Source organism: Veillonellales bacterium (assembly GCA_039680175.1).
In the GTDB taxonomy this organism is placed as follows: Bacteria; Bacillota; Negativicutes; order JAAYSF01; family JAAYSF01; genus JBDKTO01.
The window spans coordinates 1-24,048 of sequence record JBDKTO010000005.1 but is presented as its reverse complement, the minus strand read 5'-3'; the positions used below and the strand labels follow the sequence as shown (position 1 = coordinate 24,048).

Below are 24,048 nucleotides of genomic sequence, written 5' to 3'. Positions count from 1 at the left end.
GCGTACACATCGGCAGCTTATTGTCCGCTAAGTACTTGATCCATGGTAGCAATGACCTGATCAATGTGCTGCTCTGTAATATTTAACGGCGGGACAAACCGGAGAACACTGCCTGCCGTACAATTGATAATAATTCCTTTTGTCAAACACTGCTCGACAATCTCCCGGCCCGGCAGGGCCAGTTGTGCGCCAATCAACAAGCCTTTGCCGCGAACCTCACTGATAATGGCCGGATACTTTTGCTGCAGCTTTTTCAATTCACTGATCATGTAAGCACCCATTTTATTGGCATTATCCAGCAGCTTTTCGTCCGCCATAACCGCCAGTACCGCGTTGGCCGCCGCACAGGCCAGCGGATTGCCGCCAAAGGTTGTGCCATGATCGCCGGACTTAAAGGCCTGAGCGACCTTCTCTTTTGCCAAAAAGGCGCCAATGGGAACACCGCCGCCCAGCCCTTTTGCCATCGTAACAATGTCCGGCATCACGTCGAAGTTCTGAAAAGCGAATAGCTTTCCGGTACGCCCCATGCCGCTTTGAATCTCGTCGAAGATCAGCAGCGCGCCGTACTGATCGCATAATTTCCGCACCCCCGGCAAATAGCCGTCGTCAGGAACATTAATGCCTCCCTCGCCCTGAATAGGTTCCAGCAGTACCGCACACGTCTTTTTTGACATAGCTGCTTCCAGCGCTGCCAGATCATTGTAAGGAACATAACGAAATCCTTGAGGCAGCGGTTCATAGCCATGCTGATATTTGGGCTGAGCTGTCGCCGTTAATGTCGCCAGCGTCCGTCCGTGAAAGCAATGATCGGCGGTAATAATCTCCACTTTCCCCGCATCAATGGTTTTGCCGTATTTGCGGGCCAACTTAAGCGCACCTTCATTCGCTTCAGCGCCGCTGTTGCCAAGAAACACCCGATCCATGCCGCTGAGGCCGGCTAAGGTTTTCGCCAGGGTGGCTTGTTCTTCCGTATAATATAAGTTGGAGCAATGAATCATTCTGCCGGCCTGCCTGGCAATGGCCGCCACCAGCTTGGGATGACCGTGTCCCAGTACGTTTACGGCAATACCGCCGAGAAAATCCAAATATTTTTTACCCTCGTTATCATAAACATAGGGTCCCTCGCCATGGGACAGTACAATGGGATAACGGGCAAACACCGGCATATAATACTGCCGGTCAAGTTCCATCACTTGTTGTTTCTCCAATTTAACGTCCCCCTAAAAATTTTTTACTGAATCACTTCCGTCCCAATCCCTTTGGCTGTAAAAACCTCCAACAAGAGGGAATGGGGCTGCCGGCCGTCAATGATATGAGTTTTGGCAGCGCCTCCGGTCAGAGCCCGGATACAAGATTCCACTTTGGGAATCATCCCGCCGTCAATGCTGCCCTGCTGAATCATAGTCTTGGCCTCCGTCAAACTCAGGGTGGAAATAAAGCTGCTTTTATCATGATAGTCACGGTAAATTCCTTCCACATCGGTGAGCAGCATCAGTTTTTCGGCCCCCAGGGCTCCGGCTATTTCACCGGCTACGTAATCAGCGTTAATATTATAGCTTTCGTTTTCCCGGCCTATGCCGATAGGAGCAATCACTGGTATATAACCGGTATCGAGCAGTGTATTTACTATAGCGGTGTTGATTTGTTCCACTTCACCGACAAAACCGATATCCACGTGCCGGATTTGTCCATTTTCATGGACTTGGGCCAAATGTTTCTTCGCAATAATCAGATCGGCATCCTTACCGCTCAGTCCTACTGCTCTGGCACCATGATGATTCAGCAGGCTGACGATTTCCGTATTGATTTTCCCCACCAGCACCATTTCCGCTATGGCCACGGTTTCCGCGTCAGTTACCCGCAGGCCGCTGACAAATTCCGACTGCTTGCCCATTTTTTTCAGCATCCCGGTAATTTCCGGTCCGCCGCCATGAACCACCACCGGCCGCATCCCCACGGTTTTCATCAGGATAATATCCTGAATGACGCTGTGCTTAAGTTCGGTGTTGATCATGGCGTTGCCGCCATACTTGACGATGATTGTCTTGCCGGCAAATCTCCTCAGATAGGGCAAGGCTTCAATCAGTACCGCCGCTTTTTCCAAAGCTTTTGTCATTACCATCTTCCTCCCTGATCAGGTATGGTATTCCCCATTAATTTTTACGTACTCGTAGGAAAAATCGCAGGTCCATACGGTGGCTTCCGCCCTGCCCAGGCCCAAATCAACCGTCATGCTGATGTCATGGGCGGCCATCACTGCCCGCAGCGCTTTTTCGTCATACTGGGTCGCTAAACCGCCTGCTACAATCTGAATGCCGCCAATGGTCAACCCTGTTTTTTCCGGCACCACAGCGGCTTCCGAATAACCGACAGCGCACAAAATACGGCCCCAGTTAGGATCCTGACCAAAGAATGCGGTTTTGACAAGCGGCGATCTGGCGACGGCCATCGCTGTTTTCTTGGCATCGGCAAAATCATTGGCGCCTTTTACTTGTACTTCTAAAAACTTGGTGGCGCCTTCGCCGTCCCGGGCAACTTGTTTAGCCAGACAAATGCAGACTGCCTCCAGCGCTAAATAGAAATTGTGATATACCGGACTATTTTCGTCGTCAATAACCGGATTGCCGGCCATTCCATTGGCCATGACACTTACCATATCATTCGTGCTTGTATCCCCGTCAACGGTAATCATATTAAACGAAATAGCGACCGCTTTCGTCAAAGCTTTTTTCAGCAAAGCAGGTGCAATGGTAATATCGGTGGTAATAAAGGACAGCATCGTGGCCATATTGGGCTGAATCATCCCTGACCCCTTGGCAATACCGGCAATACGGGTGGTATACTCACCTAATTGAAACTCACATACTACCGATTTGGGAAAAGTATCGGTAGTCAGGATCGCCTGTCTGGCACTTTCGTGGTTGTCTGCCGACAGTTCGGCTACCGCTTTCTTAATTCCGGCGGAAATTTTGTCCATCGGCATCGTTACTCCAATAATACCGGTGGATGCCACCAGCACTTCATCATCCTGTATACCCAGCTCGGAGGCCGTAATATGGGCCATCGCCTTGGCATCTGCTAAGCCCTGTTCTCCCGTACAGGCATTGGCGCAGCCTGAGTTAACCACAATCGCGGATGCTGTTCCATTTTCCACCGTCTTCCGGGATACGATTACGGGAGCAGCCGCCATTACGTTCTGAGTAAACACTGCCGCTGTCGCCGCCGGAACGATACTGTAGATAATCGCTAAGTCTTCCTTGCCGCTTTTTTTAATGCCGGCCTTGACGCCGGCAGCCTTGAATCCTTTAGGTTCGGTAATACCGCCCTGTATTTGTTTAAGCATATAATGACCTCCAATATATAGACTCTAGTTTGATAGTTTTTGGCGTATGGCTATTGGCGCATGGGACTTGGGACTTGGAACTTGGGACGGGGGACTTGGCTCATGGCGCATAGCTCATGGCTCATAGCTCATGGCACTTGGGACTTGGGAGTTGGAACTGGGGACTTGGCTAAGGGCATAGAGGCTGACTTCCTTTATCTTCTATTACTTCGCTAAGTGCCAAGTGCCCATAGCCAACTGCTATTCTCACGGATACAGCGGGGCCTGTTCCAAGCCGCTTTTCTCGTCCAAACCAAATAATACGTTAAAATTTTGTACTGCCTGACCGGCAGCGCCTTTGACCAGATTATCAATAGCAGACAGAGCAATCACCCGGTTAGTGCGGCTGTCAACATGCCAGCCAATATCGCAGAAGTTTGAGCCCCGGGTAAATTTCGTAGACGGATAGCCGCCCCGTCCCAGCAGGCGAATAAAAAATTCATCTTCATAAAATGCCGTATAGGCTTCATCCACGGCTTCCGGTGCTACCCCCGGCTTCAGCGTCCCATAGCAGGTGCTGAGTATACCTCTGGCCATGGGGATAAGATGAGGCGTAAAGCTAATCACTACTTCACTGCCGGACAGTTCTGCCAGCGCCTGCTCTATTTCCGGCGTGTGGCGATGACCGCCAATGTTATAAGCCTTTACATTTTCAAAAGCCTCGGTGAAGTGGTTGTTGAGACTGAGTCCCCGGCCGGCACCCGACACGCCGGATTTGGCATCCACGATAATACTGTTTAACGCAATCAAACCGTTTTTGACCAAGGGCGCCAAGGCCAGAATACTGGCGGTTGTAAAGCAGCCGGGGTTGCCAACGATGGCAGCCCGCTTGATCTGTTCACGATATAATTCGGTCAGCCCGTACACTGCCTGCGCCTCAGGATGAGTATGGGGGACTTTATACCACTGTTCATATACTGCCGGATCACGGAACCGGTAATCCGCCCCCAGATCGATAATTTTAACCCCCGTACCTGCCAGCTGCTTGCCGACTGCCATAGCATGGCCGTGAGGCAGACCGATAAATACAGCATCGCTGTCGGCAGCGATGCTGTCAAGCTGCTGCAAGCTTTCCAGCTTTTTCCCCTGGAAGCGGGTAAGATGAGGATATATATCACTGATAGGTGTTCCTGTATGACTTTCGGATGTAATATGGGTAATTTCGACTGCCGGATGACGGCTTAACAGCCGAAGTAATTCTTCTCCGGTATAACCGGTTGCCCCGATAATACTAACCTTCATGAATAACCAACCTCCTTTGCTTTAATAATTATACATTATGATTGAATATTAATGCAAGAAATATTTTATAATCGCTTTATTTATTAGGATCAATAGCGGATCTCGCCGGTAATTGCCGACAAGCTGCCGCATTGGGGGCATTTTTTGTCTCCGGTCAGCAAGCTCTGGCGCCGGGTACGGTCAATAACCAAACAGCCGCAGTCCGGACAATACGTATTTCCCGCCTGCAAGCCCACATTGCCAAGATATACATAAGACAAAAAACGGCCGGCAACCTCCCTGGCCTGCTCCATCGTATCCAGGGGTGTCGGCGGTACATCCAGCCGATAATTGGGAAAATAGCGGGAAAAATGCAAAGGAATAGCCGGATCAATTCCCGACAGCCATTGTGCCAGTTTCTTCAGTTCCCCCGCCCCATCATTCAGTCCCGGAATCAGCAGCGTAGTAATCTCCACATGACAGCGGCCCGCCGCTCTTTCTACCGTTTGCTTCACGTCGGCTAAACTGCCGGCGCAGATTTGCCGGTAAAATTCCGGGTTAAACGCTTTTACGTCAATATTCATAGCGTCGATATAAGGCAAAAGCTTGTCAAGGGGTTCCGGATTGATATATCCGTTGGTTACCAATACGGTTTTTAATCCCTGCCGGCGACAAGCCTGGGCAGTATCCAAAATATATTCATACCAGACCGTTGGTTCGGAATAGGTAAAGGCCAAGCCGATATTCTTCTCACCCTGCTCCCTGGCCAGCCGGACCGCAGCTTCCGGCAAAAGCTCCAGCGTGTGGGGACTGGTCTGGGAAATCTGCCAGTTCTGGCAAAACCGGCAGGAAAAATTACAACCCCAGGTACCGAGAGACAGAATATAGCTGCCGGGATAGAAATGATACAGCGGTTTTTTTTCGATTGGATCTAACGCATAAGAGGATACCTGTCCATAGTTTTCCGTAAACAATTTGCCGCCGGTATTTTTGCGAACCCGGCAAAATCCCGCTCCGCCTTCACCAATCATACAGCCTTTCGGACATAGCCCACAGGCCGCTACGCCTGCTGCCTGTGGCTGATAATACATAGCTTCCCGCATTCAAATCACCTGCCGTCAAGTATATCGGGTAACGGTAAACCGGTATAATTCGATTTCTTCCCCTGGTGAAATGCCGGCTTTTTCCCGGGCAATGGCAATCTGTTCCGCCACCGTATCGACTCCCGCCAGCATCGGCAGGAGAAGTCCCCGACGGCTGCCCCGCCGGACAATAATTCCGTATTTTTGCGGATCAAGCTGTGCCGGACTGTCAACCGCCTCGGGGGCTGCCAAAACATCCACTGATATCGTGATGTCAGCTAGTTCTGCCAGCTTTACCGCCGGAAACCGGGGATCTTCCGTCCCGGCGCTAATGGCATTTTGGATAATTTCGGCGCCGATAGCAGCGGTTGTCGGCTGAAAAGTGCCGATACAGCCTCGCAGCCGGCCATTTTTCTTCAATGAGACAAATACCCCGGCCTGTCCGCTTAATTCAGGTGCCAGCTTTGCCGGCAGAAGCATCGGCCGGTTGTTTGTCAAATAATAAGTCAGACTTTCCCTTGCCAGGACAACCGGTGCACTTTCAGCGGGCATTGCCATCGTCTCCCTTTTCAGCCGACTGCAAACGAACCAGTGCCACAGCATACCCTACGCCAAAAGGTCCTTCATAAGATAAAATTTCCGTCTGAGTTGCTAAGCCGCCAACAACGCCCAGCAAAAAGAAAATGGGACGAAGGCCGCATTCTCCGGCCGCCTCTACCAAAGCGGGCTCTATATGAAACAGCGTTTTTACATCCAAATCCTTTACGGCACTTAACACCTGACTGTCGAATTCTTTCCCCCGGGGGCTGTAGCCTGCCGGTGCATCCACTGTCAGGCGGTGTGATAAATCCCCTGAGGCGATGACAGCGACTCGCTTGTCCAAGGCTCCAATCGCCGCCTGGACCGCTTTGCCAAAGGTATACATTTCTTCATAAGGCAGCCTGCCGATGGACAAGTGAACAAGTTGTCCCTTAAAGCCTGCTTTATGTAAATAATAGAGTGGTATGACGGCACCGTGATCCAGTTCCAGCCGGAACCGGTAACTCTTGGCCAGATCATCGGTCAGTTCCACCAAATTAACTCCCAGCCGCTTGGTCTGTTTCAAAATATGCCGAATCAGCAAACCATCGGTTTCAAATCCCACCGACACATCAGGCACGCCAAAAGCACTCAGATTCCCCTTCAGCCGGGGATGGACGCTAATACTGGCGGCATCCTTAAAAGCCGGGCCATGGGGGGTGATGATCACAACTGTTTGCGGGTTATCCTCTTTGATGATTTGCGCCACCCGCTCAGCCGCCGTAACAGTCGCCTGAATTTTTTTCAGCTCGCTGCCGCCTATTTCCGGAATCATGATGGGCGGATGGGGCATTAGCGCACAATCAACTAATTTCGTCACAATATCACTCCTTTTAGAACCAAAAAAGCATCCTTTATCGCGTTAACAGCCTATAAAATCCCCGTCCTCTACGGCCGGGGATCTTTTGTCCTTAGCAGACAAATTCGCTCTAAAGCTATCTTCCCGCATTTTGGCTGAAATGATACGCCAGCCCTTTAGCAATCTGCTCTGCCAGTTTTTGCTGATAACCGCTGTCAGCCAGCAAGCCGGCTTCTGTTTGATTCGTCAGATACCCGGCTTCTACCAGGATGCCTGGTCTATTCATTGCATTCAACACTAAAATGTGCAAATCCTGCTTCGCCTGACGTTTATTCCCGGGAGGAAATTTTTTTAGCGCCCGCTGTACTCCTTCCGCCAGCATTTTATTTTCTTCCAGTTTAGGACTGTAAAATACCTGAGCCCCGGATAACCGTCGGGCTTGGATGGCATTACAATGAATACTGACATACACCTGGGCACCGGATGCTTCGATTATTTCCACCCGCTTCATCAGATCATTGCGCTTGCCCCCTTTGCCCGGAGTATAATAATCCACATCACTGTCACGAGTTAAAAATACTTGAGCGCCATTTTCCTGTAATATGACTGTAAGCTTTTCCGCAATCGCCATGGTGATGTCTTTTTCCCTAAAGCCATTCGCTCTGGCACCGCTGTCAATTCCCCCATGTCCGGGATCCAAGGCAACGACATGGCCTGATAGCAAGGTTAAATCGACATCGTCAACGTCGTCAAGTACCAGATACCGCAGCGCCAATAAATTCAGTGCAACAACCGCAACGCTGAGCAGCGCGACTTTCTGCAGATTCCGCCGGCTCAGTGATAAAATCCGCATCACAATTCCCCCCACCTGGATTTAATATCACTTTATGCCGAATTTTATCCATCTATACCCAACTTTTGCTGTTGAATTGAAGGGAAATCGCCTTAAAGCTGCGTGCTAGGAAGCTATAGAAAAAAAAAGACAAGTAAGGTAGAATATAGTGGTAAGTTGTTATACTACTGTCCAAAGGAGGACTTTATGTTCAGCCGTAAATTTTGGTTTTTGCTGCTGCTTATATTTTGCACCGCCTTTTGGTGGTCCGGCGGCAATTTATTTATTCATAAAACCTTTCCCGCTTCTGCCGTTGTGAAAACTGAAATTGTATCCGGCAGTCTGAGCGGCGCCTATGACCGGATCTATCGCATTATCGCGTTGAAAAGCGCCGTGAATGCTAAGCTGGGAAATCAAAAAATGGTCAAAATACAAGACATTCCCCTACCCATGCAGCAGTCTATCATCGCTGTAGAAGACAGCCGGTTTTACCGTCACTTTGGTTTTGATATCGAAGGGATTCTCCGGGCCACCTTGGTCAATATGCAGGTGGGAAGTATTGCCGAAGGCGGCAGCACCATCACCCAGCAATTAGCCAGAAACTTATTTCTCACCCAGGACCGTTCCCTGGAACGAAAAGTCGAGGAAGTCATCCTGGCCGTTGATCTGGAGCTGCGGTATTCAAAAGAAGAAATTCTTGAAATGTATCTAAATACTGTTTACTTCGGCTCAGGAACCTACGGCATCGGCGACGCAGCTAAAACTTACTTTGGCAAAACGCCAAACAAATTGAATTTAGCGGAATCGGCCATGCTGGCGGGACTGCCCAACGCTCCCTCTCTCATTTCGCCCTATGTGGATTTTAACGCTGCCAAACAACGGCAGGCAGTCGTGTTAGCCGCTATGGTCCGCAATGGTTATATTGGACCCGAATCAGCCGCAGAGGCCAAACTGGTTCCGATTCGATTGGCACGGTAGAAAAAGACGCCGGTGCGCCGTTCCGCCCCATGGCTGGAAACTGCCGTCTATAAAGCAACAGGATTGCTGCGCTCATTATGCAGCAATCCTGTTGCTTCGCTTTATTAAAAATAATTCTTTATCGGCTGCCATTCGCCGGATTCCAAAGAATCGACTGCCGTCTTTTGAAAGACCCGCTCAATCGTAAATTCCCTTATATATGTATTGGCATCAATAAATTTTGGGTCTTTGATCAAGCGGCCTTCATCCTGGATGTTAAATGCCAGCAAAGTATAATAGCCTTTCTGCGTTGCCGGCGCTTCCTTTACCAGAATCCCCATCGTCACCGGCGACTGCAGTTCCTGGAACTGACGGGTTACTTGTCTGCTGCTGGCGAAGGCCTGAGCGTGCGGTGATGCAATTAAGCTGTAAATTTCGGGAAAATAATTTTTAAATTCTTTTACCGTAATCGACATATTAGGTGTAAAGCGCTGAGCAATTACAGTTGACTGAGGTGTTTTGCCATTATACGATGCTTCCAGCTCAAAGCCCAGTTTCTGGCGGCTGAAAGAATAGGTATAAGCGGCGGCTTTTTCCCGGAACTGCCCTTTTTGATCCCACTCGCTTTTTGTCCACATCTGATTATCCGTATCAATCACCATGCGGTAATCACCGTACTGGCTTTCCATCGAAGCCCGGGTATCATCCAACCCGGCGAAAGCGACTCCGCTGGTACAAATCATCATCAAAAACAAAAGAAAAACTGCTAGTCTCTTCATCATCATTCCTCCATCTGTTTTTTACCTCTGCCTATTATTATATTCCTTTTTATTATACTTTTCAGTAAAATAATCCTGCTTATAAGCAGGATTATTTTTGCAGTTGAAAGCAAAAGCCCAGGAAAAATCTCCTGGGCCCTGATAACAATAAAATTAACGTTTGGAAAACTGAGAAGCTTTGCGGGCTTTTTTGAGGCCGTATTTGCGGCGCTCTTTTTCCCGGGGATCACGAGTCAATAATCCGGCTTTTTTCAAAGCGGGACGATATTCGCCGTCAACGCGAAGCAGCGCACGGGAAATGCCGTGCCGAACTGCGCCGGCCTGTCCGGAAGGACCGCCGCCCTCCACTTTGGCAAGCACATCGTACTTACCAACAGTCTCAGTCAGATTCAGCGGTTGCTTTACAACCAGTTCAAGGGTTTTTAAACCGAAATATTCAACCAGCGGACGACCGTTAATGATAATATTGCCTTCTCCCGGAACCAGACGAACTCTGGCAACCGAAGTTTTTCTGCGGCCTGTGCCGTAGTAGTTCACTAATGCCATATTATGTTCCTCCTTTCCGGTATTATCTGATATCCAGTTCCAATACTTCCGGCTGCTGCGCAGCATGCGGATGGACAGCACCGCGATATACATTCAGCTTGCGGTACATTTGACGGCCTAGGCTGTTTTTCGGCAGCATGCCTTTCACCGCTAATTCGATGACTCTTTCCGGTCTTTCCGCCATCATTTTGCCGGCCGTAGTAAAGGTAGTTCCACCCGGATAGCCGGAATGACGAAAATACGTTTTTTGAAGCAATTTTTTACCAGTCAGCTGAACTTTCTCAGCATTGATGACGATGACATGATCACCGGTATCAACATGGGGAGTAAAAGTCGGTTTATTTTTGCCGCGAAGTACTTTAGCAACTTCGACAGCCAATCTGCCTAATGTTTTACCATCTGCATCTACAACATACCATTTACGTTCTACAGTGGCAGCGTTTGCCATAAAAGTTTTCATTCGATATCCCTCCTTGTCACAAGCATTACGAAAACAAGCGATTTTTAAATCCCTGAGATCCGGGGCTAGTGGAAATCATGGCAAAAATCTCATAAGAACATTGTAATAAATGGACAGGTTAATGTCAAGGACTTTAATAAAATACTTCCTTTAAATACAGCCCCTGAGGCGGTGCCGTAATGCCGGCGGCTTTCCGATCCCGCCCCGCTAATACTGCGGTAAAATCATTCACAGTCATGCGTTTTAACCCGACATCAATGAGTGTGCCCACTATATTGCGAACCATGTGATAAAGAAAACCGGTTCCTTGCAAAGAAAAACTGATTCGGCTGCCCGTTTGCTTGCAGCAGGCCATGAGAATCGTTCTGACCGGATTGATGGTTTCCCCACCGGCGGCCCGGAAAGCGGAAAAATCATGAGTTCCCAGAAGAATTTGAGCAGCCTGGTGCATAGCCCCTATATCCAGCGGTTGATTGATCTGCCAAGCATAATTGCGAAAAAAAGGGCTGCAAACCGGTTCCTGATAAATCTGATAGCAATAAATTTTGCTTACAGCAGACTTTCGGGCATGAAATCCTTCACCGGCAATCTCAGCCGATCGTACTACGATATCGGCCGGCAGCACACCTTTAGCCGCCAGGGGAATTTTATCCGCCGGAATTCTGCCGTCAGTCATAAAATTGACCACCTGACCAAAAGCGTGCACTCCGGTATCGGTTCGTCCGGCAGCGTTAAGTTTTATCCCATGGCCAAAAATCTTACTCAATTGTTCTTCCAAAACTTCCTGCACGGTAACAGCATTTTTCTGACGTTGAAAGCCATGATAATCTGTACCGTCGTAAGCGACGACCAGTTTAATATTTCTCATTCCGCCTACCTGCCTGTCAGCCGTAATGCCAGCAATAATCCGATAAAAGCGATGGTCACGGCGAAAGCCAGCCAATCCGCCCGGTCAAACATCATTTCCTTCATCCGGGTCCGGCCTTCTCCCCCCCGGTAGCAACGAGCCTCCATAGCAGTCGCCAGCTCATCCGCTCGCCGGAAAGCGCTGATGAACAGCGGTACAAGAATCGGGACCATGTTTTTCGCCCGCCGGATAATACTGCCGGAAGTAAAATCAGCGCCTCTGGCAGTCTGCGCTTTAATAATTCGATCGGTTTCTTCCAGCAGTGTGGGAATAAACCGCAGGGCAATTGTCATCATCATAGCCAATTCGTGAGCCGGCAGACCAAATTTTTTAAATGGAGTCAACAATTGCTCAATCCCGTCGGTCAGGGCGATGGGAGAAGTTGTAAAGGTCAGCAGGGAGGAAACGATAATCAGAAAAACCAGTCTGGCAGACATTAACAGTCCCTGACGAACTCCTTCCTGGGTTACCGCTACCGGCCCCCAGGAATAAAGAACGGTTCCCGGTGTCGTAACCAGATGAATGGCTAGGGTCAGGGCTACAATCATCCATAACGGCTTCAGGGATTTAAGCACCATCCCCAGGGGAATACGGGAAATCAGCACCAGGATGACAATAAAGGCGGTAAGGGACAGATAAGAAAAAGAGCTTTCCGCCAAAAAGATGCTGCTGATAAAAGAAAGTGTGAATAGTATTTTTGTACGGGGATCCAGCCGGTGAATCAGGGAATCGCCGGGGAAATACTGTCCCAGCATGATATCGGTCAGCATGATTTTCTCCCCCCTATGGCCTGCAGGATGGACGCGGCCGCTTCCTCCACGGTCGTGGCCGCGTCATCCACCTTCATTCCTCTGCTGTTTAACATCTCCAGCAAAGCGGTAACCCGGGGAACATCCACTCCTGCTTCCCGTAAAGCCTGCTGTGAATGGCGAAAAATATCCTGAGGCAGCCCGTCCAGACAAATTCTCCCCTGATTCATGACGATAAGCCGATTGGCCATGCGGGCGATATCTTCCATATTATGGGTCACCAGTACTACCGTCATTCCTGTATTTTGATATAATTCCAGTATCTGACCGAATATTTCACCCCGGCCTTTTGGATCCAAACCGGCAGACGGCTCATCCAATACCAGATATTCCGGCTCCAGGGCAATCACGCCGGCAATAGCTACCCGCCGCATCTGGCCGCCGCTTAGATTAAAGGGCGACCGCTTGGCAAAAGAATCATAATCCAGGCCGACAAATTCCATAGCCCGCTGCACCCGTCCTTCCACCGCTTCGTCGTCGGCTCCCAGATTGCGGGGTCCAAAGGCTATATCGTCATAAATCGTTTCTTCAAATAACTGATGCTCAGGATATTGAAACACCATTCCGACCTTTCGTCTGGCACGCTTGGCGGACGATCCCTTTTGCTGGAGATCAATGCCGTCAACCGCAACCGATCCCCGGGACGGTTTTAAAAGGCCGTTTAAATGCTGTATCAGGGTTGATTTTCCCGACCCGGTATGACCGATGATTCCCACAAACTCGCCGCTTGCTATTTCAAGATTAATATCCTGCAATGCGGTTTGTTCATAAGGAGTACCCGGCATATAAGTATAAGTGACATGCTGTAAAGTTATGGACATAATGCCACCGCCAATTCTTCATCGGTAATAATCGTCTCCGGCAGAACCACTCCCGCCTGGCGCAGACGCTGAGCCACTTCCGCTGCCACCGGTGCCTCCAACCCCAAACTCTTTAACCGGTTCACCTGACTGAACACTGCCGCCGGGCTGCCGGAAAAAGCGATTTTACCCTTTTCCATGACAATGACTCTGTCGGCAGCAACCGCCTCTTCCATGAAATGAGTAATATAAACGACCGTAATGGCAGCTTCCCGATTCAGACGGCTTACGGTCGCCAATACCTCCTGCCGGCCTCGGGGATCCAGCATGGCGGTCGGTTCGTCCAAAACAAGGCATTGTGACTGCATGGCCAGAACGCCGGCAATGGCTACCCGCTGCTTCTGCCCGCCGGACAACAAATGCGGAGCATGCAGCCGGTAATCCGTCATTCCGACAAGGTCTAAAGCTGTATTGACCCGTTCGACAATCTCGGCTGAAGGAACCGCTAAATTCTCCGGTCCAAATGCTATATCTTCTTCCACGATTGTGGCTACGATCTGGTTGTCCGGATTTTGAAATACCATACCCACTGTCTGGCGAATCTGCCATAATTGTTCGGCGTCTTTGGTGTTCATGCCGGCAATGACGCAGTCGCCTGCCGAAGGCAGCAGCAGAGCATTCAGATGCTTTGCCAAAGTAGATTTCCCCGATCCGTTGGCGCCGATAATCGCCACAAATTCGCCTTGATTGACCGATAAGGATACATTATCCAGAGCCTTGACTTCACCCTCGCCGGTTCCGGTGTAAGCATGGCTCATATTCTCAATACGAATCAGTTCTCCCATAGTCTTTCCCCTATCCTACAATAGCAAGAAAGACGACCGAGTGGTCGTCTTCTCCATTTTACACCAATTCCAGTATTGCCATCGGCGCAGCATCACCGCGACGCGGCCCTAATTTTAAAACCCGGGTGTAGCCGCCCTGACGATCAACATATTTCGGTGCAATTGTATCAAATAGCTTCGTTGTAACTTCTTCGTCCATGAGCTGTGATAAAACTTGACGGCGGGCATGCAAATCACCGCGCTTGGCCAGGGTAATCATTTTTTCAGCCAAGCCGCTGATTTCCTTCGCCTTCGCTTCCGTTGTTTCAATTCGCTCGCATGCAAAGAAGGAAGTCAAGATGCTGCGAAACAGCGCTTTGCGCGCACTGGTGTCACGTCCTAACTTTCTGTAGGCCATACTCTTCCCTCCTCTTTTTACTCCTCAAATTCGGTCAGTGATAACCCTAGTTCTATTAGCTTTTTCTTCACTTCTTCTAATGATTTACGACCCAGGTTACGCACTTTCATCATATCTTCTTCACTTTTCTGCACTAGTTCCGCTACCGTGTTAATTCCGGCCCGTTTTAAACAATTATAAGAACGTACCGACAGGTCCAAATCCTCAATCGTCATTTCCATCGTCTTGGATCCGGGCTCCTCCGGCACTTCGGTAAATGTTCCTCCCGCCCCTTCCTCTTCCGGCGGGGTTCCGGCCATGTTCTGAAACAGCTTCAAATGCGCTATCATAATACCGGCAGCCTTGCTGATCGCCTCTTCCGGCCGAATGCTGCCATCCGTCCACATTTCCAGTGTTAATTTGTCGTAATCTGTAACGTTACCGACACGCGTATCCGTTATTTGATAGTTAACTCTCTGGATAGGTGAAAAGATGGAATCAATGGGTATGACTCCGATAACCTGATCGGGTTTTTTGTTTTTATCAGACGGAACATAACCGCGGCCGCGTTCAACGGAAATTTCCATTTTCAGTGTGCCGCTGTCATCAACGGTGGCCAAATGCAGTTCGGGGTTTAAAATCTCAACGTCAGGATTGGCAAGGATGTCTCCGGCCGTAACTTCGCCTGCGCCGCTCATTTCCACCCGCAATACTACCGGTTCGTCACTGTACGACTTTAAATACAGTTGTTTCAAATTCAAAATAATGTCGGTAACGTCTTCCCGAACACCGGGGATTGTGGAAAATTCGTGAAGTACGCCCTCAATCTGAACCGAGGTAACCGCAGCCCCAGGCAAAGAGGATAATAGTATTCGACGCAGGCTGTTGCCCAGCGTAGTACCGTAACCTCTTTCCAGCGGCTCGCAAACAAACTTGCCATAGCGGCTGTCTTCACTTATTTCCACTATTTCGATCTTCGGTTTTTCGATTTCGATCATCTGGAAAAATCCTCCTCTTTGCGCACTGCTCAGTTACGCTATACCCACGATCGCGGGTGTGTTATCTGGAGTACAATTCAACAATCAGATGTTCTTGAATCGGAATATCGATTTCCTCCCGGGTGGGATAGCGTACCACTTTACCGCTCATATCCTGGGCGGACATTTCAAGCCACGATGCAACCGTTTTTTGACTGAGGCCTTCCGCGATTTCTTTAATCAGCGGCGATTCTTTGCTGCTTTCATGAATCTGAACAACATCGTCGGCTTTTACCAGATAGGACGGAATATTCACCCGGCGGCCGTTAACGGTAAAATGTCCGTGGCGAACCAGCTGTCTGGCCTGACTGCGGCTGAAAGCGAAGCCAAGACGATACACTACATTGTCCAGCCTTCTTTCCAGCATAATCAGTAAATTTTCACCGGTGATGCCTTTTTGATGCTCCGCTTTGGCAAAATAGTTCCGAAATTGACGTTCCAAAATACCATAAACGCGGCGCGCCTTTTGTTTTTCTCTTAACTGAATCCCATATTCGGAAACTTTTTTACGGCCTTGGCCATGCTGGCCTGGTCCGTATCCCCGTTTCGAAAATGCGCATTTATCACTGTAGCATTTGTCACCTTTGAGATATAGTTTTACACCTTCCCGGCGGCATTGCCGGCAAACAGGTCCTGTATATCTTGCCATTCTTGTTTCACACCTCCCGAATTCCTTATACTCTTCTCCGCTTAGGCGGACGGCAGCCATTATGGGGAATTGGCGTGCAATCCTTAATCAGATTTACTTCCAGACCAGCTGCCTGCAGCGATCGAATCGCTGCTTCACGGCCTGATCCCGGTCCTTTAACAAAAACCTCAATTTGCTTCAAGCCGTGTTCCATAGCCGCTTTTGCTGCGGTTTCAGCTGCCATTTGCGCGGCAAAAGGCGTGCTTTTACGAGAACCCCTAAAGCCAAGTCCGCCGGCACTTGCCCAGGAAAGGGCATTGCCTTTTGTATCGGTAATTGTAACGATGGTGTTATTGAATGTGGAACGGATATGGGCTACACCATGCTCAATATTTTTACGTTCTTTTCTTTTCGTTCTAACGACTCTTTTCGCAACCAATCTTTATCCCTCCTTCTTTATACTTTTTTCTTTCTAGCGCCAACTGTTTTTTTAGGACCTTTACGGGTGCGGGCATTTGTTTTTGTCTTTTGCCCGCGCACCGGCAAGCCTATACGATGTCTTCTACCGCGATAGGAACCAATTTCAATCAAGCGCTTAATGTTCAGGGACTCTTCCCGACGCAAGTCTCCTTCTACTTTGTAATTCTTATCAATCGTCTCACGCAGTTTGGAAACTTCTTCTTCCGTCAGATCACGGGTCCGCGTATCAGGATTAATACCAGTAGCAGCCAATATTTCTTTGGACAGAGTAAGTCCGATCCCAAAGATATAGGTTAATGCAATCTCAATTCGTTTGTCACGTGGCAAATCTACACCGGCAATACGTGCCATCTATTGTCCACCCCCTACCCTTGTTTTTGTTTATGCTTGGGATTTTCGCAAATCACCATTACATGGCCTTTACGCTTAATGATCTTGCATTTTTCACAAATGGGCTTGACCGATGGTCTCACTTTCATTTGTTTTGCCCTCCTTTTTGTGACGCGGTTTCACCGCAGTGTAACTATTTAAAACGGTAAGTAATACGGCCGCGATTCAAATCATAAGGCGTTAGTTCTAAGGTGACCTTATCACCTGGTAAAATGCGGATGAAATTCATTCTGATTTTACCGGATACATGAGCCAGCACAATATGATCATTTTCCAGTTTCACCTGAAACATGGCGTTAGGCAATGCTTCGACAACCGTACCTTCAACCTCTATTACATCTTGTTTGGACACGAGATCTCTCCCTCCTCGTCCGCTTTTGAATTATTATTTCATTGATACAACAATGTGGATACTGCGACGGATTTCTTCATTCGTGACGCAAGCGCCGGTCTTCAGTTTATCCGCTACATTTCCCGCAATAGCTTCTAAAACATTGATATGCCGGACATTTTTCTGTTTGGGTTTGGCCAACTGGCGTTTTTTCCCATCAGCCAATAGCAAAATCTGCCCCCTGCCATACCCAATGACCACATATACCTGACCTGTATCGCGGCCGGCTGTACTGATCACCAGTTGACCGACTGCAATCTGCTGAGCTGACACAGGCCTTCCTCCTACAATTTGGTCAGAATCTCCGGTTTCCCCTCCGTAACAGCGACAGTGTGCTCAAAGTGAGCCGACCGCCTGCCGTCACAGGTCACTACCGTCCAATCATTGTCAAGAGTCTCTACTTCATGTGTACCCAGATTAATCATCGGCTCTATTGCTAATGTCATACCAGATTTCAATCGCGGACCATGGCCAGGAGTTCCATAATTGGGGATCTGCGGATCTTCATGCATTTTCTGGCCGATACCATGGCCGACGTAATCCCGCACAACCCCATAGCCATATTGCTCGGCATGAGATTGAACTGCATGAGAGATGTCGTACAGCCGGTTACCTTCAATGGCTTTTTCAATTCCTTTGTACAAGGAAGCTTCCGTCACCGCCAAAAGCTGCTGTACTTCGGTATCTAATTCGCCGACACCGACGGTAATCGCACCATCGCCATTATAGCCATTAATTAGCGCTCCAATATCAATACTAACATTATCTCCAGTTTTTAACTTTCTTAACCCTGGAATGCCATGCACAACTTCTTCATTTACCGATGCGCAAATGTTACCGGGATATCCATGATATCCCTTGAAGGTAGGAATTGCGCCGCGGTGTTTAATATATTGTTCGGCGATCCGATCCAGTTCCAGCGTTGTGACGTCCGGCTTTACTGCTTTTTTTACCTCCTGCAGCGTTTCCGCTACGATTTTCCCGGCATCACGCATATAATTGAGTTCCCGATCCGATTTTAGGATGATCATTGCTACGCGCCTCTCAAGCTGGCAACAATAGCGTTAAGAACCTTCTCGATACCTTGACGACCGTCAATTTCCGTATACAGCCCTTTATCCTGATAATAGCGGATCAGCGGCTTGGTTTGTGCGGCATACACTTCCAGCCGCTTTTTAACCGTTTCTTCCCGATCATCATCCCGCTGATAAATTTCCCCGCTGCAATGATCGCATTTGCCTGCTGTCTTGGTGGGGTGAAAAGTAACGTGATACGTCGCCCCACAGCCTTTACAGATGCGGCGGCCGGTAATCCGGCTAATCAATTCTTCCGCCGGAACATCAATATTCACAACCCGGTCAAGAACGATTCCCAACTCCTGAAGGGTAAGGCTTAAGGCATTGGCCTGCTCAAGGGTACGGGGAAATCCGTCCAGAATAAAGCCTGTTTTACAATCCGGCTCTGCCAGCCGTTCTTTTACGATACCGACAGTAACGTTATCCGGTACCAATTGTCCGGCATCCATGCACGCTTTTGCCTGTTTGCCAAGGTCCGTTCCTGCTTTCACAGCCGCCCGAAACATATCCCCGGTAGAAATATGGGGAATCGTAAACTGTTTTACCAGTTCAGCCGCCTGGGTACCTTTGCCGGCGCCAGGCGGTCCCATCAATAGGATATACATTACCAGCTCTACCTCCCTACTTCATAAAGCCCTGATAGTGTCTCATTAAAATGAGTGCTTCTATTTGCTTCATAGTGTCAAGCGCCACGCCTACCACAATTAAGAGGGCGGTACCGCCAAAATATACCCCTTGAATGCTGGTTGCCCATACTACAAAGTTTGGCAGTATAGCGATTAATGCCAGGAAGATGGAACCGGCAAGAGTAATTCTGGTCATAACGCGGTCCAAATAATCAGCGGTCGGTTTACCCGGGCGCAGTCCTGGAATAAAACCACCGTATTTTTTCATGTTCTCTGCCATATCCGATATGTTTAAGGTAACCGCAGTATAGAAATACGTGAAGAAGATAATAAGCAGCGCGTACAGAGTTGTCTGCAGCGGCGTTCCCCACGCAAACCAATCTGCCACCGTTTTTACCCAGGGAACATCGATAAACTGGGCAATGGTTACCGGAAACATGAGCACGGATGACGCAAAGATTATCGGAATAACACCCGCCTGATTGACTTTCAGCGGAATATGTGTGGAATGTCCACCATACATTTTACGTCCAACTACCCGTTTGGCATATTGAACCGGAATTCTGCGTTGGCCTTGTGTAATGGCAATTACAAATACGATCATTGCCACCGCAATAATTGCAAAGAACAACACATTAAAATAACTAATGGTGCCTGCTGTCAGATATTTATAGATAACCCCAATTCCATCAGGCAGCCGAGAAACAATACCGGCAAAGATGATTAACGAGATTCCGTTACCGATACCCTTTTCAGTAATCTGTTCGCCTATCCACATCAAAAGTGTAGTCCCGGCAGTCAGTGTCAAAGCGATCAACAATATCGAGCCGATTCCGGGGTTAATGACGGCCATTTTCAAACCAAAAGCCATACCAAGCGCCTGAATAAACCCCAGTAACACTGTACCGTAACGAGTGATCTGAGTAATCTTCTTTCGCCCTTCTTCGCCTTCTTTGGCCCACTGCTCAAACTTCGGCACCACGACCGTTAAGAGTTGCATAATAATGGATGCATTGATATAAGGCGTAATACTCATGGCAAACACTGAAAACTTGCTTAATGCGCCACCTGAAAATAAATCAAGCAAACCAAACAAGTTACCGCTTGTAAACAGTTGCTCAATCACAGAAGCATCTACGCCTGGAACCGGAACATGGGTACCGGCCCGGAATACCAGAAACATTGCCAGCGTAAACACGACTTTTTGTCTGAGCTCAGTAATCTTGAGTATATTGGATAGGGCTGAAAGCACCTAGATCACCTCGACTTTTCCGCCGGCAGCCGCAATTTTTTCCGCCGCTGACTTAGTAAAGCCATTGGCAACTACGGTAAGCGGTTTGGTGATCTCGCCATTTCCCAAAATACGAACGCCGTCATGAACATTTTTCAGTACGCCGGCTTCAATTAAAGCGACCGGATTTACTACCGCGCCATCTTCAAAGCGGTTAAGCTCAGAAACATTGACTTCTGCATATTCTTTACTGAATCTGTTATAAAAGCCGCGTTTGGGAAGCCGGCGATAAATCGGCATCTGACCTCCTTCAAATCCGGGACGAGTTCCACCACCGGAACGTGCATTTTGCCCTTTATGCCCTTTACCCGCTGTTTTGCCAAGACCGGAACCAAGGCCCCTTCCTATACGGGTTCGCACTTTTTTAGAACCGGGCGCCGGAGCTAATTCGTGTAATTTCATTGTAGCACCTCCTTGAACTAGTCTTGTACTTCTTCTACCGTAACAAGATGCTCAACTTTGCGAATCATCCCTTTGATCGCCGGATTGTCATCTTGCACAACAAAGCTGTTTACTTTACCTAATCCCAGAGCCTTAACGGTAGCGCGTTGATCCCCCGGCCTGCCAATCAGACTTCTGGTAAGAGTAATTTTGACTTTTGCCATTCTTTTTCCTCCTTAGCCCAAAAGTTCCTGAACCGTTTTGCCACGGAGTTCCGCCACTTTCTCTGCCCGTTTCAGCTGTTCCAAACCGCTAATGGTAGCATGTACCATGTTGCTGGCGTTGGAGGATCCCAGGGACTTGGTTAAAATGTCATGAATGCCGGCAAGTTCCAATACGGCACGAACCGGCCCGCCGGCGATAACACCGGTACCTTCGGAAGCAGGTTTCAGCAGAACTCTGCCTGCGCCAAATATGCCTAAAATTTCGTGAGGAATCGTCGTACCAACCAACGGAACTTTAATGAGCTTTTTCTTGGCATCTTCGATACCTTTTCTAATTGCTTCCGGCACTTCACCGGCTTTTCCCAGTCCGGCACCGACATGTCCGTTTTCATCACCGACAACCACCAGTGCGCTGAATGAAAAGCGGCGACCGCCTTTTACAACCTTGGCAACTCTGTTTATGAACACAACCTTTTCTTTAAGTTCAAGCGTTGTGTAGTCAATTCTGGCCATTGATTAACCTCCTTTTTCCTAAAATTCCAGCCCTGCTTCACGTGCCGCCTGAGCCAATGCAGCTACTCTACCATGATAGATGTAGCCTCCACGGTCAAACACCACTTGGTTTACGCCTTTTGCTAAAGCGCGTTTTGCAACTGCGGCGCCTACTGCTTTAGCTGCCTCGATATTGCCACCGTATTTCAAGCTTGCGCTTAATTCTTTATCCATTGTGCTGGCCGCTGCCAGCGTAGTTCCGGTTTCATCATTGATGATCTGCGCATAAATATGATTCAAACTGCGAAATACGTTAAAACGAGGTTTCTCTGCCGTACCAATCACGTTTTTCCGTACTCTGGCATGACGCCTCTGCCGATTACCATTTTTATTTTCTTTACGAAGCAAGGTGTTCACTCCTTTCGCTTAAAATCCTACTTCTTACCTTTACCGCCGGCTTTACCGACTTTGCGGCGGACCACTTCGCCTTCGTATTTGATTCCTTTCCCTTTATAAGGTTCAGGTTCTCTATAGCCGCGAATTTTAGCAGCCAGCTCGCCGACTGCTTCTTTGCTGATCCCGGAAATTACAATTTTATTGGGAGCAGGAACATCAATGGATAATCCTTGCGGTGGCTCAATCTCCAACGGGTGAGAAAAACCAAGGGTCAAGGCCAATTTGTTGCCTGCTTTTGCTGCTCTGTATCCAACACCGGCAATCTCCAGTGTTTTCTTAAAGCCTTCCGTTACTCCAATAACCATATTGGCAATCAAAGTACGAGTCAGGCCGTGCAGCGATCTATGCTTTTTTTCGTCCGAAGGCCGTTGAACCGAGATGACGTTCTCTCCCACAGTAATAATCATATCCTGGGGAACTGTATGGCTCAGCTCGCCTTTTGGGCCTTTCACCGATACCACATTGCCATCTACCGCAACGGTCACTCCCGCGGGAACAGCAATTGGCATCTTACCAATTCTCGACATATGTGCACCTCCCAGCTAGAAAAAATCTACTTACCAAACATAGGCGATTACTTCGCCGCCAAGGCCGCCCTGACGCGCTTGTTTATCGGTCATGATCCCCTGCGAAGTTGAAATGATGGCAATACCAAGGCCACCCAGAACGCGGGGTATCTGGTCTTTCTTGGCGTATACGCGAAGCCCCGGTTTGGAAATGCGCTTAATTCCAGTGATTACTTTTTCCCGATTAGGACCGTATTTTAAACTTACCCGCAACATGCCCTGCTTATCATCCTTGATCATTTCAAAATCTTTGATAAAGCCTTCATCTTTCAGAATCTGTGCTACCGCTTGTTTAATTTTCGATGCCGGTATTTCTACTTTATCATGATAAACGGAATTCGCATTGCGAACACGTGTAAGCATATCAGCAATTGGATCGGTCATTACCATTTGAACATACCTCCTTCCTGTTACTCCTACCAGCTGGCTTTGGTTACCCCTGGAATGGCACCTTTGTAGCTCAGTTCTCTAAAGCAAATACGGCACATTTCAAACTTGCGCAGATATCCGTGAGGACGTCCGCAAATTTTACATCTATTGTAATGGCGCACTTTAAATTTTGACCCGTTCTTCCATTTTTCAATTAATGCCTTCTTGGCCACAAGTGTCCCTCCTTTATGCGCTGAATGGCATACCCATCAGTTTTAAAAGCTCACGCGCTTCTTCGTCTGTTTTAGCAGTCGTCACAATGATGATATCCATTCCGCGAATTTTATCGATTTTATCATATTCAATTTCAGGGAATATAAGCTGTTCTTTCACGCCCATGGTGTAGTTACCGCGACCGTCAAAGGACCGGGGACTCACGCCGCGAAAGTCACGCACACGCGGCAGCGCAACGTTGAACAATTTATCCAAAAATTGATACATCCGCTCGCCGCGAAGGGTAACTTTGGCCCCAATCGGCATTCCTTCACGAATTTTAAATGCTGCAATTGATTTTTTAGCCCGGGTTACTATCGGTCTTTGTCCGGCAATCTGAGTCATATCACCTACTGCCGCATCCAACACTTTCGGGTTGCCAACCGCTTCGCCGACCCCCATGTTAAGGACAACTTTTTCAACTTTAGGAATCTCCATGACATTTTGATAGCCGAACTTCGTCATTAAAGATTGAGCCACTTCGTTTGTATACTTTTCTTTTAATCTGGCCATGTTGAGTTACCTCCTTTCCGCGTGATTATTTTTCTTTATCAATAATTTCGCCGCATTTTTTACAAACACGGGCCCAAGTGCCACTGGCCAGAGACGATTTTTTAATACGGGTTGGTTCTTTACATTCCGGGCAAACGAGCATCACTTTTGCCGAATTCAGCGCTGCTTCTTTCGTAAGGATACCGCCTTGGGGCAGCTTTTGACTCGCCTTAGTGTGACGTTTTACTTTATTCACACCTTCAACAACGACTTTACCTTTTTTCGGCAGAGCTTCAATGACTTTACCTTTTTTGCCTTTGTCCTTACCGGACAAAACAACTACGGTATCGCCTTTTTTAACATGCAGTTTATTGCTTTCTGACATTCCGGACACCTCCTAGCTTAGATTACTTCCGGCGCCAGCGAGACAATCTTCATAAAGTCTTTTTCACGCAGTTCTCTCGCTACCGGCCCAAATATACGGGTCCCTCTGGGGCTTTTA

Annotated in this window: 37 protein-coding genes; 1 reads left to right on the top strand and 36 read right to left on the bottom strand. The window is 48.5% G+C overall.

From position 1 onward, the window contains the following. Nucleotides 1-17 precede the first annotated feature (17 nt). The 8 genes from ABFC84_00840 to ABFC84_00805 form a co-directional block, all read right to left on the bottom strand. Entirely contained in the window at nucleotides 18-1,208 is a 1,191-nt protein-coding gene (locus ABFC84_00840; GenBank protein ID MEN6411290.1) for an acetylornithine transaminase, read from the bottom strand. 23 nt (nucleotides 1,209-1,231) lie between these two features. Further along, complete coding sequence (gene argB, locus ABFC84_00835) at nucleotides 1,232-2,122, bottom strand: acetylglutamate kinase (GenBank protein ID MEN6411289.1); 891 nt, start codon at nucleotides 2,120-2,122, stop codon at nucleotides 1,232-1,234. A 12-nt stretch (nucleotides 2,123-2,134) separates the two neighbouring features. Further along, nucleotides 2,135-3,343 (bottom strand): bifunctional glutamate N-acetyltransferase/amino-acid acetyltransferase ArgJ, encoded by a 1,209-nt coding sequence (gene argJ, locus ABFC84_00830; protein ID MEN6411288.1) that lies wholly within the window; start codon nucleotides 3,341-3,343, stop codon nucleotides 2,135-2,137. Between the two features lie 246 nt (nucleotides 3,344-3,589). Next, a complete protein-coding gene (argC, locus tag ABFC84_00825) occupies nucleotides 3,590-4,624 on the bottom strand; it encodes an N-acetyl-gamma-glutamyl-phosphate reductase (protein MEN6411287.1) in 1,035 nt (344 codons plus the stop codon). Nucleotides 4,625-4,713: 89 nt separating this feature from the next. After that, entirely contained in the window at nucleotides 4,714-5,706 is a 993-nt protein-coding gene (gene amrS / locus ABFC84_00820; protein MEN6411286.1) for an AmmeMemoRadiSam system radical SAM enzyme, read from the bottom strand. Nucleotides 5,707-5,721: 15 nt separating this feature from the next. Further along, nucleotides 5,722-6,237, bottom strand: coding sequence for an AmmeMemoRadiSam system protein A (amrA, locus tag ABFC84_00815; GenBank protein MEN6411285.1), 516 nt, complete (start codon nucleotides 6,235-6,237; stop codon nucleotides 5,722-5,724). Further along, nucleotides 6,227-7,084, bottom strand: a complete 858-nt coding sequence (amrB, locus tag ABFC84_00810) for an AmmeMemoRadiSam system protein B (GenBank protein ID MEN6411284.1) — start codon at nucleotides 7,082-7,084, stop codon at nucleotides 6,227-6,229. The genes amrA and amrB overlap by 11 nt, the downstream gene beginning before the upstream one ends. Nucleotides 7,085-7,199: 115 nt before the next feature. Further along, nucleotides 7,200-7,916 carry an N-acetylmuramoyl-L-alanine amidase gene (locus ABFC84_00805; GenBank protein MEN6411283.1) on the bottom strand — a complete coding sequence of 239 codons (717 nt, stop codon included), beginning with the start codon at nucleotides 7,914-7,916 and terminating at the stop codon, nucleotides 7,200-7,202. A gap of 186 nt (nucleotides 7,917-8,102) precedes the next feature. Here ABFC84_00805 and ABFC84_00800 point away from each other — a divergent pair, with 186 nt between their 5' ends. Further along, the gene (locus ABFC84_00800) at nucleotides 8,103-8,873 is read left to right on the top strand and encodes a transglycosylase domain-containing protein (protein ID MEN6411282.1); all 771 of its coding nucleotides are present in this window, start codon (nucleotides 8,103-8,105) and stop codon (nucleotides 8,871-8,873) included. A 104-nt stretch (nucleotides 8,874-8,977) separates the two neighbouring features. Here ABFC84_00800 and ABFC84_00795 read toward each other — a convergent pair whose 3' ends face one another. The 28 genes from ABFC84_00795 to ABFC84_00660 all read right to left on the bottom strand — a co-directional run. Beyond that, on the bottom strand, nucleotides 8,978-9,631 hold the full coding sequence (locus ABFC84_00795) for a hypothetical protein (protein MEN6411281.1): 654 nt from the start codon (nucleotides 9,629-9,631) through the stop codon (nucleotides 8,978-8,980). Nucleotides 9,632-9,784: 153 nt separating this feature from the next. Then, nucleotides 9,785-10,177: a 30S ribosomal protein S9 gene (rpsI, locus tag ABFC84_00790; protein MEN6411280.1), complete on the bottom strand. Its 393-nt coding sequence runs from the start codon at nucleotides 10,175-10,177 to the stop codon at nucleotides 9,785-9,787. 22 nt (nucleotides 10,178-10,199) lie between these two features. Next, on the bottom strand, nucleotides 10,200-10,637 hold the full coding sequence (gene rplM / locus ABFC84_00785) for a 50S ribosomal protein L13 (GenBank protein ID MEN6411279.1): 438 nt from the start codon (nucleotides 10,635-10,637) through the stop codon (nucleotides 10,200-10,202). 133 nt (nucleotides 10,638-10,770) lie between these two features. Continuing rightward, complete coding sequence (gene truA, locus ABFC84_00780) at nucleotides 10,771-11,580, bottom strand: tRNA pseudouridine(38-40) synthase TruA (protein ID MEN6411278.1); 810 nt, start codon at nucleotides 11,578-11,580, stop codon at nucleotides 10,771-10,773. Further along, nucleotides 11,511-12,314, bottom strand: coding sequence for an energy-coupling factor transporter transmembrane component T (locus ABFC84_00775; GenBank protein MEN6411277.1), 804 nt, complete (start codon nucleotides 12,312-12,314; stop codon nucleotides 11,511-11,513). The genes truA and ABFC84_00775 overlap by 70 nt, the downstream gene beginning before the upstream one ends. After that, nucleotides 12,308-13,174: an energy-coupling factor transporter ATPase gene (locus tag ABFC84_00770; protein MEN6411276.1), complete on the bottom strand. Its 867-nt coding sequence runs from the start codon at nucleotides 13,172-13,174 to the stop codon at nucleotides 12,308-12,310. The genes ABFC84_00775 and ABFC84_00770 overlap by 7 nt, the downstream gene beginning before the upstream one ends. Next, nucleotides 13,165-13,998 (bottom strand): energy-coupling factor transporter ATPase, encoded by an 834-nt coding sequence (locus ABFC84_00765; GenBank protein ID MEN6411275.1) that lies wholly within the window; start codon nucleotides 13,996-13,998, stop codon nucleotides 13,165-13,167. The genes ABFC84_00770 and ABFC84_00765 overlap by 10 nt, the downstream gene beginning before the upstream one ends. Nucleotides 13,999-14,056: 58 nt before the next feature. Beyond that, nucleotides 14,057-14,395 carry a 50S ribosomal protein L17 gene (gene rplQ / locus ABFC84_00760; protein ID MEN6411274.1) on the bottom strand — a complete coding sequence of 113 codons (339 nt, stop codon included), beginning with the start codon at nucleotides 14,393-14,395 and terminating at the stop codon, nucleotides 14,057-14,059. A gap of 17 nt (nucleotides 14,396-14,412) precedes the next feature. Further along, nucleotides 14,413-15,372, bottom strand: a complete 960-nt coding sequence (locus tag ABFC84_00755; GenBank protein MEN6411273.1) for a DNA-directed RNA polymerase subunit alpha — start codon at nucleotides 15,370-15,372, stop codon at nucleotides 14,413-14,415. A gap of 61 nt (nucleotides 15,373-15,433) precedes the next feature. Continuing rightward, entirely contained in the window at nucleotides 15,434-16,060 is a 627-nt protein-coding gene (gene rpsD / locus ABFC84_00750; protein MEN6411272.1) for a 30S ribosomal protein S4, read from the bottom strand. Between the two features lie 25 nt (nucleotides 16,061-16,085). Next, on the bottom strand, nucleotides 16,086-16,478 hold the full coding sequence (gene rpsK / locus ABFC84_00745; GenBank protein MEN6411271.1) for a 30S ribosomal protein S11: 393 nt from the start codon (nucleotides 16,476-16,478) through the stop codon (nucleotides 16,086-16,088). 17 nt (nucleotides 16,479-16,495) lie between these two features. Continuing rightward, nucleotides 16,496-16,870: a 30S ribosomal protein S13 gene (gene rpsM / locus ABFC84_00740; protein MEN6411270.1), complete on the bottom strand. Its 375-nt coding sequence runs from the start codon at nucleotides 16,868-16,870 to the stop codon at nucleotides 16,496-16,498. A gap of 14 nt (nucleotides 16,871-16,884) precedes the next feature. Next, complete coding sequence (rpmJ, locus tag ABFC84_00735; GenBank protein MEN6411269.1) at nucleotides 16,885-16,998, bottom strand: 50S ribosomal protein L36; 114 nt, start codon at nucleotides 16,996-16,998, stop codon at nucleotides 16,885-16,887. 44 nt (nucleotides 16,999-17,042) lie between these two features. After that, on the bottom strand, nucleotides 17,043-17,261 hold the full coding sequence (gene infA, locus ABFC84_00730) for a translation initiation factor IF-1 (protein MEN6411268.1): 219 nt from the start codon (nucleotides 17,259-17,261) through the stop codon (nucleotides 17,043-17,045). A 33-nt stretch (nucleotides 17,262-17,294) separates the two neighbouring features. After that, nucleotides 17,295-17,573 carry a KOW domain-containing RNA-binding protein gene (locus tag ABFC84_00725; protein MEN6411267.1) on the bottom strand — a complete coding sequence of 93 codons (279 nt, stop codon included), beginning with the start codon at nucleotides 17,571-17,573 and terminating at the stop codon, nucleotides 17,295-17,297. Nucleotides 17,574-17,584: 11 nt separating this feature from the next. Next, a complete protein-coding gene (gene map / locus ABFC84_00720) occupies nucleotides 17,585-18,331 on the bottom strand; it encodes a type I methionyl aminopeptidase (GenBank protein ID MEN6411266.1) in 747 nt (248 codons plus the stop codon). A gap of 2 nt (nucleotides 18,332-18,333) precedes the next feature. Beyond that, a complete protein-coding gene (locus ABFC84_00715) occupies nucleotides 18,334-18,981 on the bottom strand; it encodes an adenylate kinase (GenBank protein ID MEN6411265.1) in 648 nt (215 codons plus the stop codon). 16 nt (nucleotides 18,982-18,997) lie between these two features. Beyond that, on the bottom strand, nucleotides 18,998-20,254 hold the full coding sequence (gene secY / locus ABFC84_00710) for a preprotein translocase subunit SecY (GenBank protein MEN6411264.1): 1,257 nt from the start codon (nucleotides 20,252-20,254) through the stop codon (nucleotides 18,998-19,000). Further along, nucleotides 20,255-20,695: a 50S ribosomal protein L15 gene (gene rplO / locus ABFC84_00705; protein ID MEN6411263.1), complete on the bottom strand. Its 441-nt coding sequence runs from the start codon at nucleotides 20,693-20,695 to the stop codon at nucleotides 20,255-20,257. Between the two features lie 17 nt (nucleotides 20,696-20,712). Continuing rightward, nucleotides 20,713-20,898 carry a 50S ribosomal protein L30 gene (gene rpmD / locus ABFC84_00700; GenBank protein MEN6411262.1) on the bottom strand — a complete coding sequence of 62 codons (186 nt, stop codon included), beginning with the start codon at nucleotides 20,896-20,898 and terminating at the stop codon, nucleotides 20,713-20,715. A gap of 12 nt (nucleotides 20,899-20,910) precedes the next feature. After that, nucleotides 20,911-21,411, bottom strand: a complete 501-nt coding sequence (gene rpsE / locus ABFC84_00695) for a 30S ribosomal protein S5 (protein ID MEN6411261.1) — start codon at nucleotides 21,409-21,411, stop codon at nucleotides 20,911-20,913. 18 nt (nucleotides 21,412-21,429) lie between these two features. Further along, nucleotides 21,430-21,798, bottom strand: a complete 369-nt coding sequence (gene rplR, locus ABFC84_00690) for a 50S ribosomal protein L18 (GenBank protein MEN6411260.1) — start codon at nucleotides 21,796-21,798, stop codon at nucleotides 21,430-21,432. Between the two features lie 26 nt (nucleotides 21,799-21,824). After that, a complete protein-coding gene (gene rplF, locus ABFC84_00685; GenBank protein MEN6411259.1) occupies nucleotides 21,825-22,373 on the bottom strand; it encodes a 50S ribosomal protein L6 in 549 nt (182 codons plus the stop codon). A gap of 30 nt (nucleotides 22,374-22,403) precedes the next feature. Further along, nucleotides 22,404-22,802 carry a 30S ribosomal protein S8 gene (gene rpsH / locus ABFC84_00680; protein ID MEN6411258.1) on the bottom strand — a complete coding sequence of 133 codons (399 nt, stop codon included), beginning with the start codon at nucleotides 22,800-22,802 and terminating at the stop codon, nucleotides 22,404-22,406. A gap of 26 nt (nucleotides 22,803-22,828) precedes the next feature. After that, on the bottom strand, nucleotides 22,829-23,014 hold the full coding sequence (locus ABFC84_00675) for a type Z 30S ribosomal protein S14 (protein MEN6411257.1): 186 nt from the start codon (nucleotides 23,012-23,014) through the stop codon (nucleotides 22,829-22,831). Nucleotides 23,015-23,027: 13 nt separating this feature from the next. Continuing rightward, a complete protein-coding gene (gene rplE, locus ABFC84_00670; GenBank protein ID MEN6411256.1) occupies nucleotides 23,028-23,567 on the bottom strand; it encodes a 50S ribosomal protein L5 in 540 nt (179 codons plus the stop codon). A gap of 25 nt (nucleotides 23,568-23,592) precedes the next feature. After that, nucleotides 23,593-23,931: a 50S ribosomal protein L24 gene (rplX, locus tag ABFC84_00665; protein ID MEN6411255.1), complete on the bottom strand. Its 339-nt coding sequence runs from the start codon at nucleotides 23,929-23,931 to the stop codon at nucleotides 23,593-23,595. A 17-nt stretch (nucleotides 23,932-23,948) separates the two neighbouring features. Further along, nucleotides 23,949-24,048 (bottom strand): uL14 family ribosomal protein (locus ABFC84_00660; protein ID MEN6411254.1); only part of this gene is annotated, 100 nt, incomplete at its 5' end.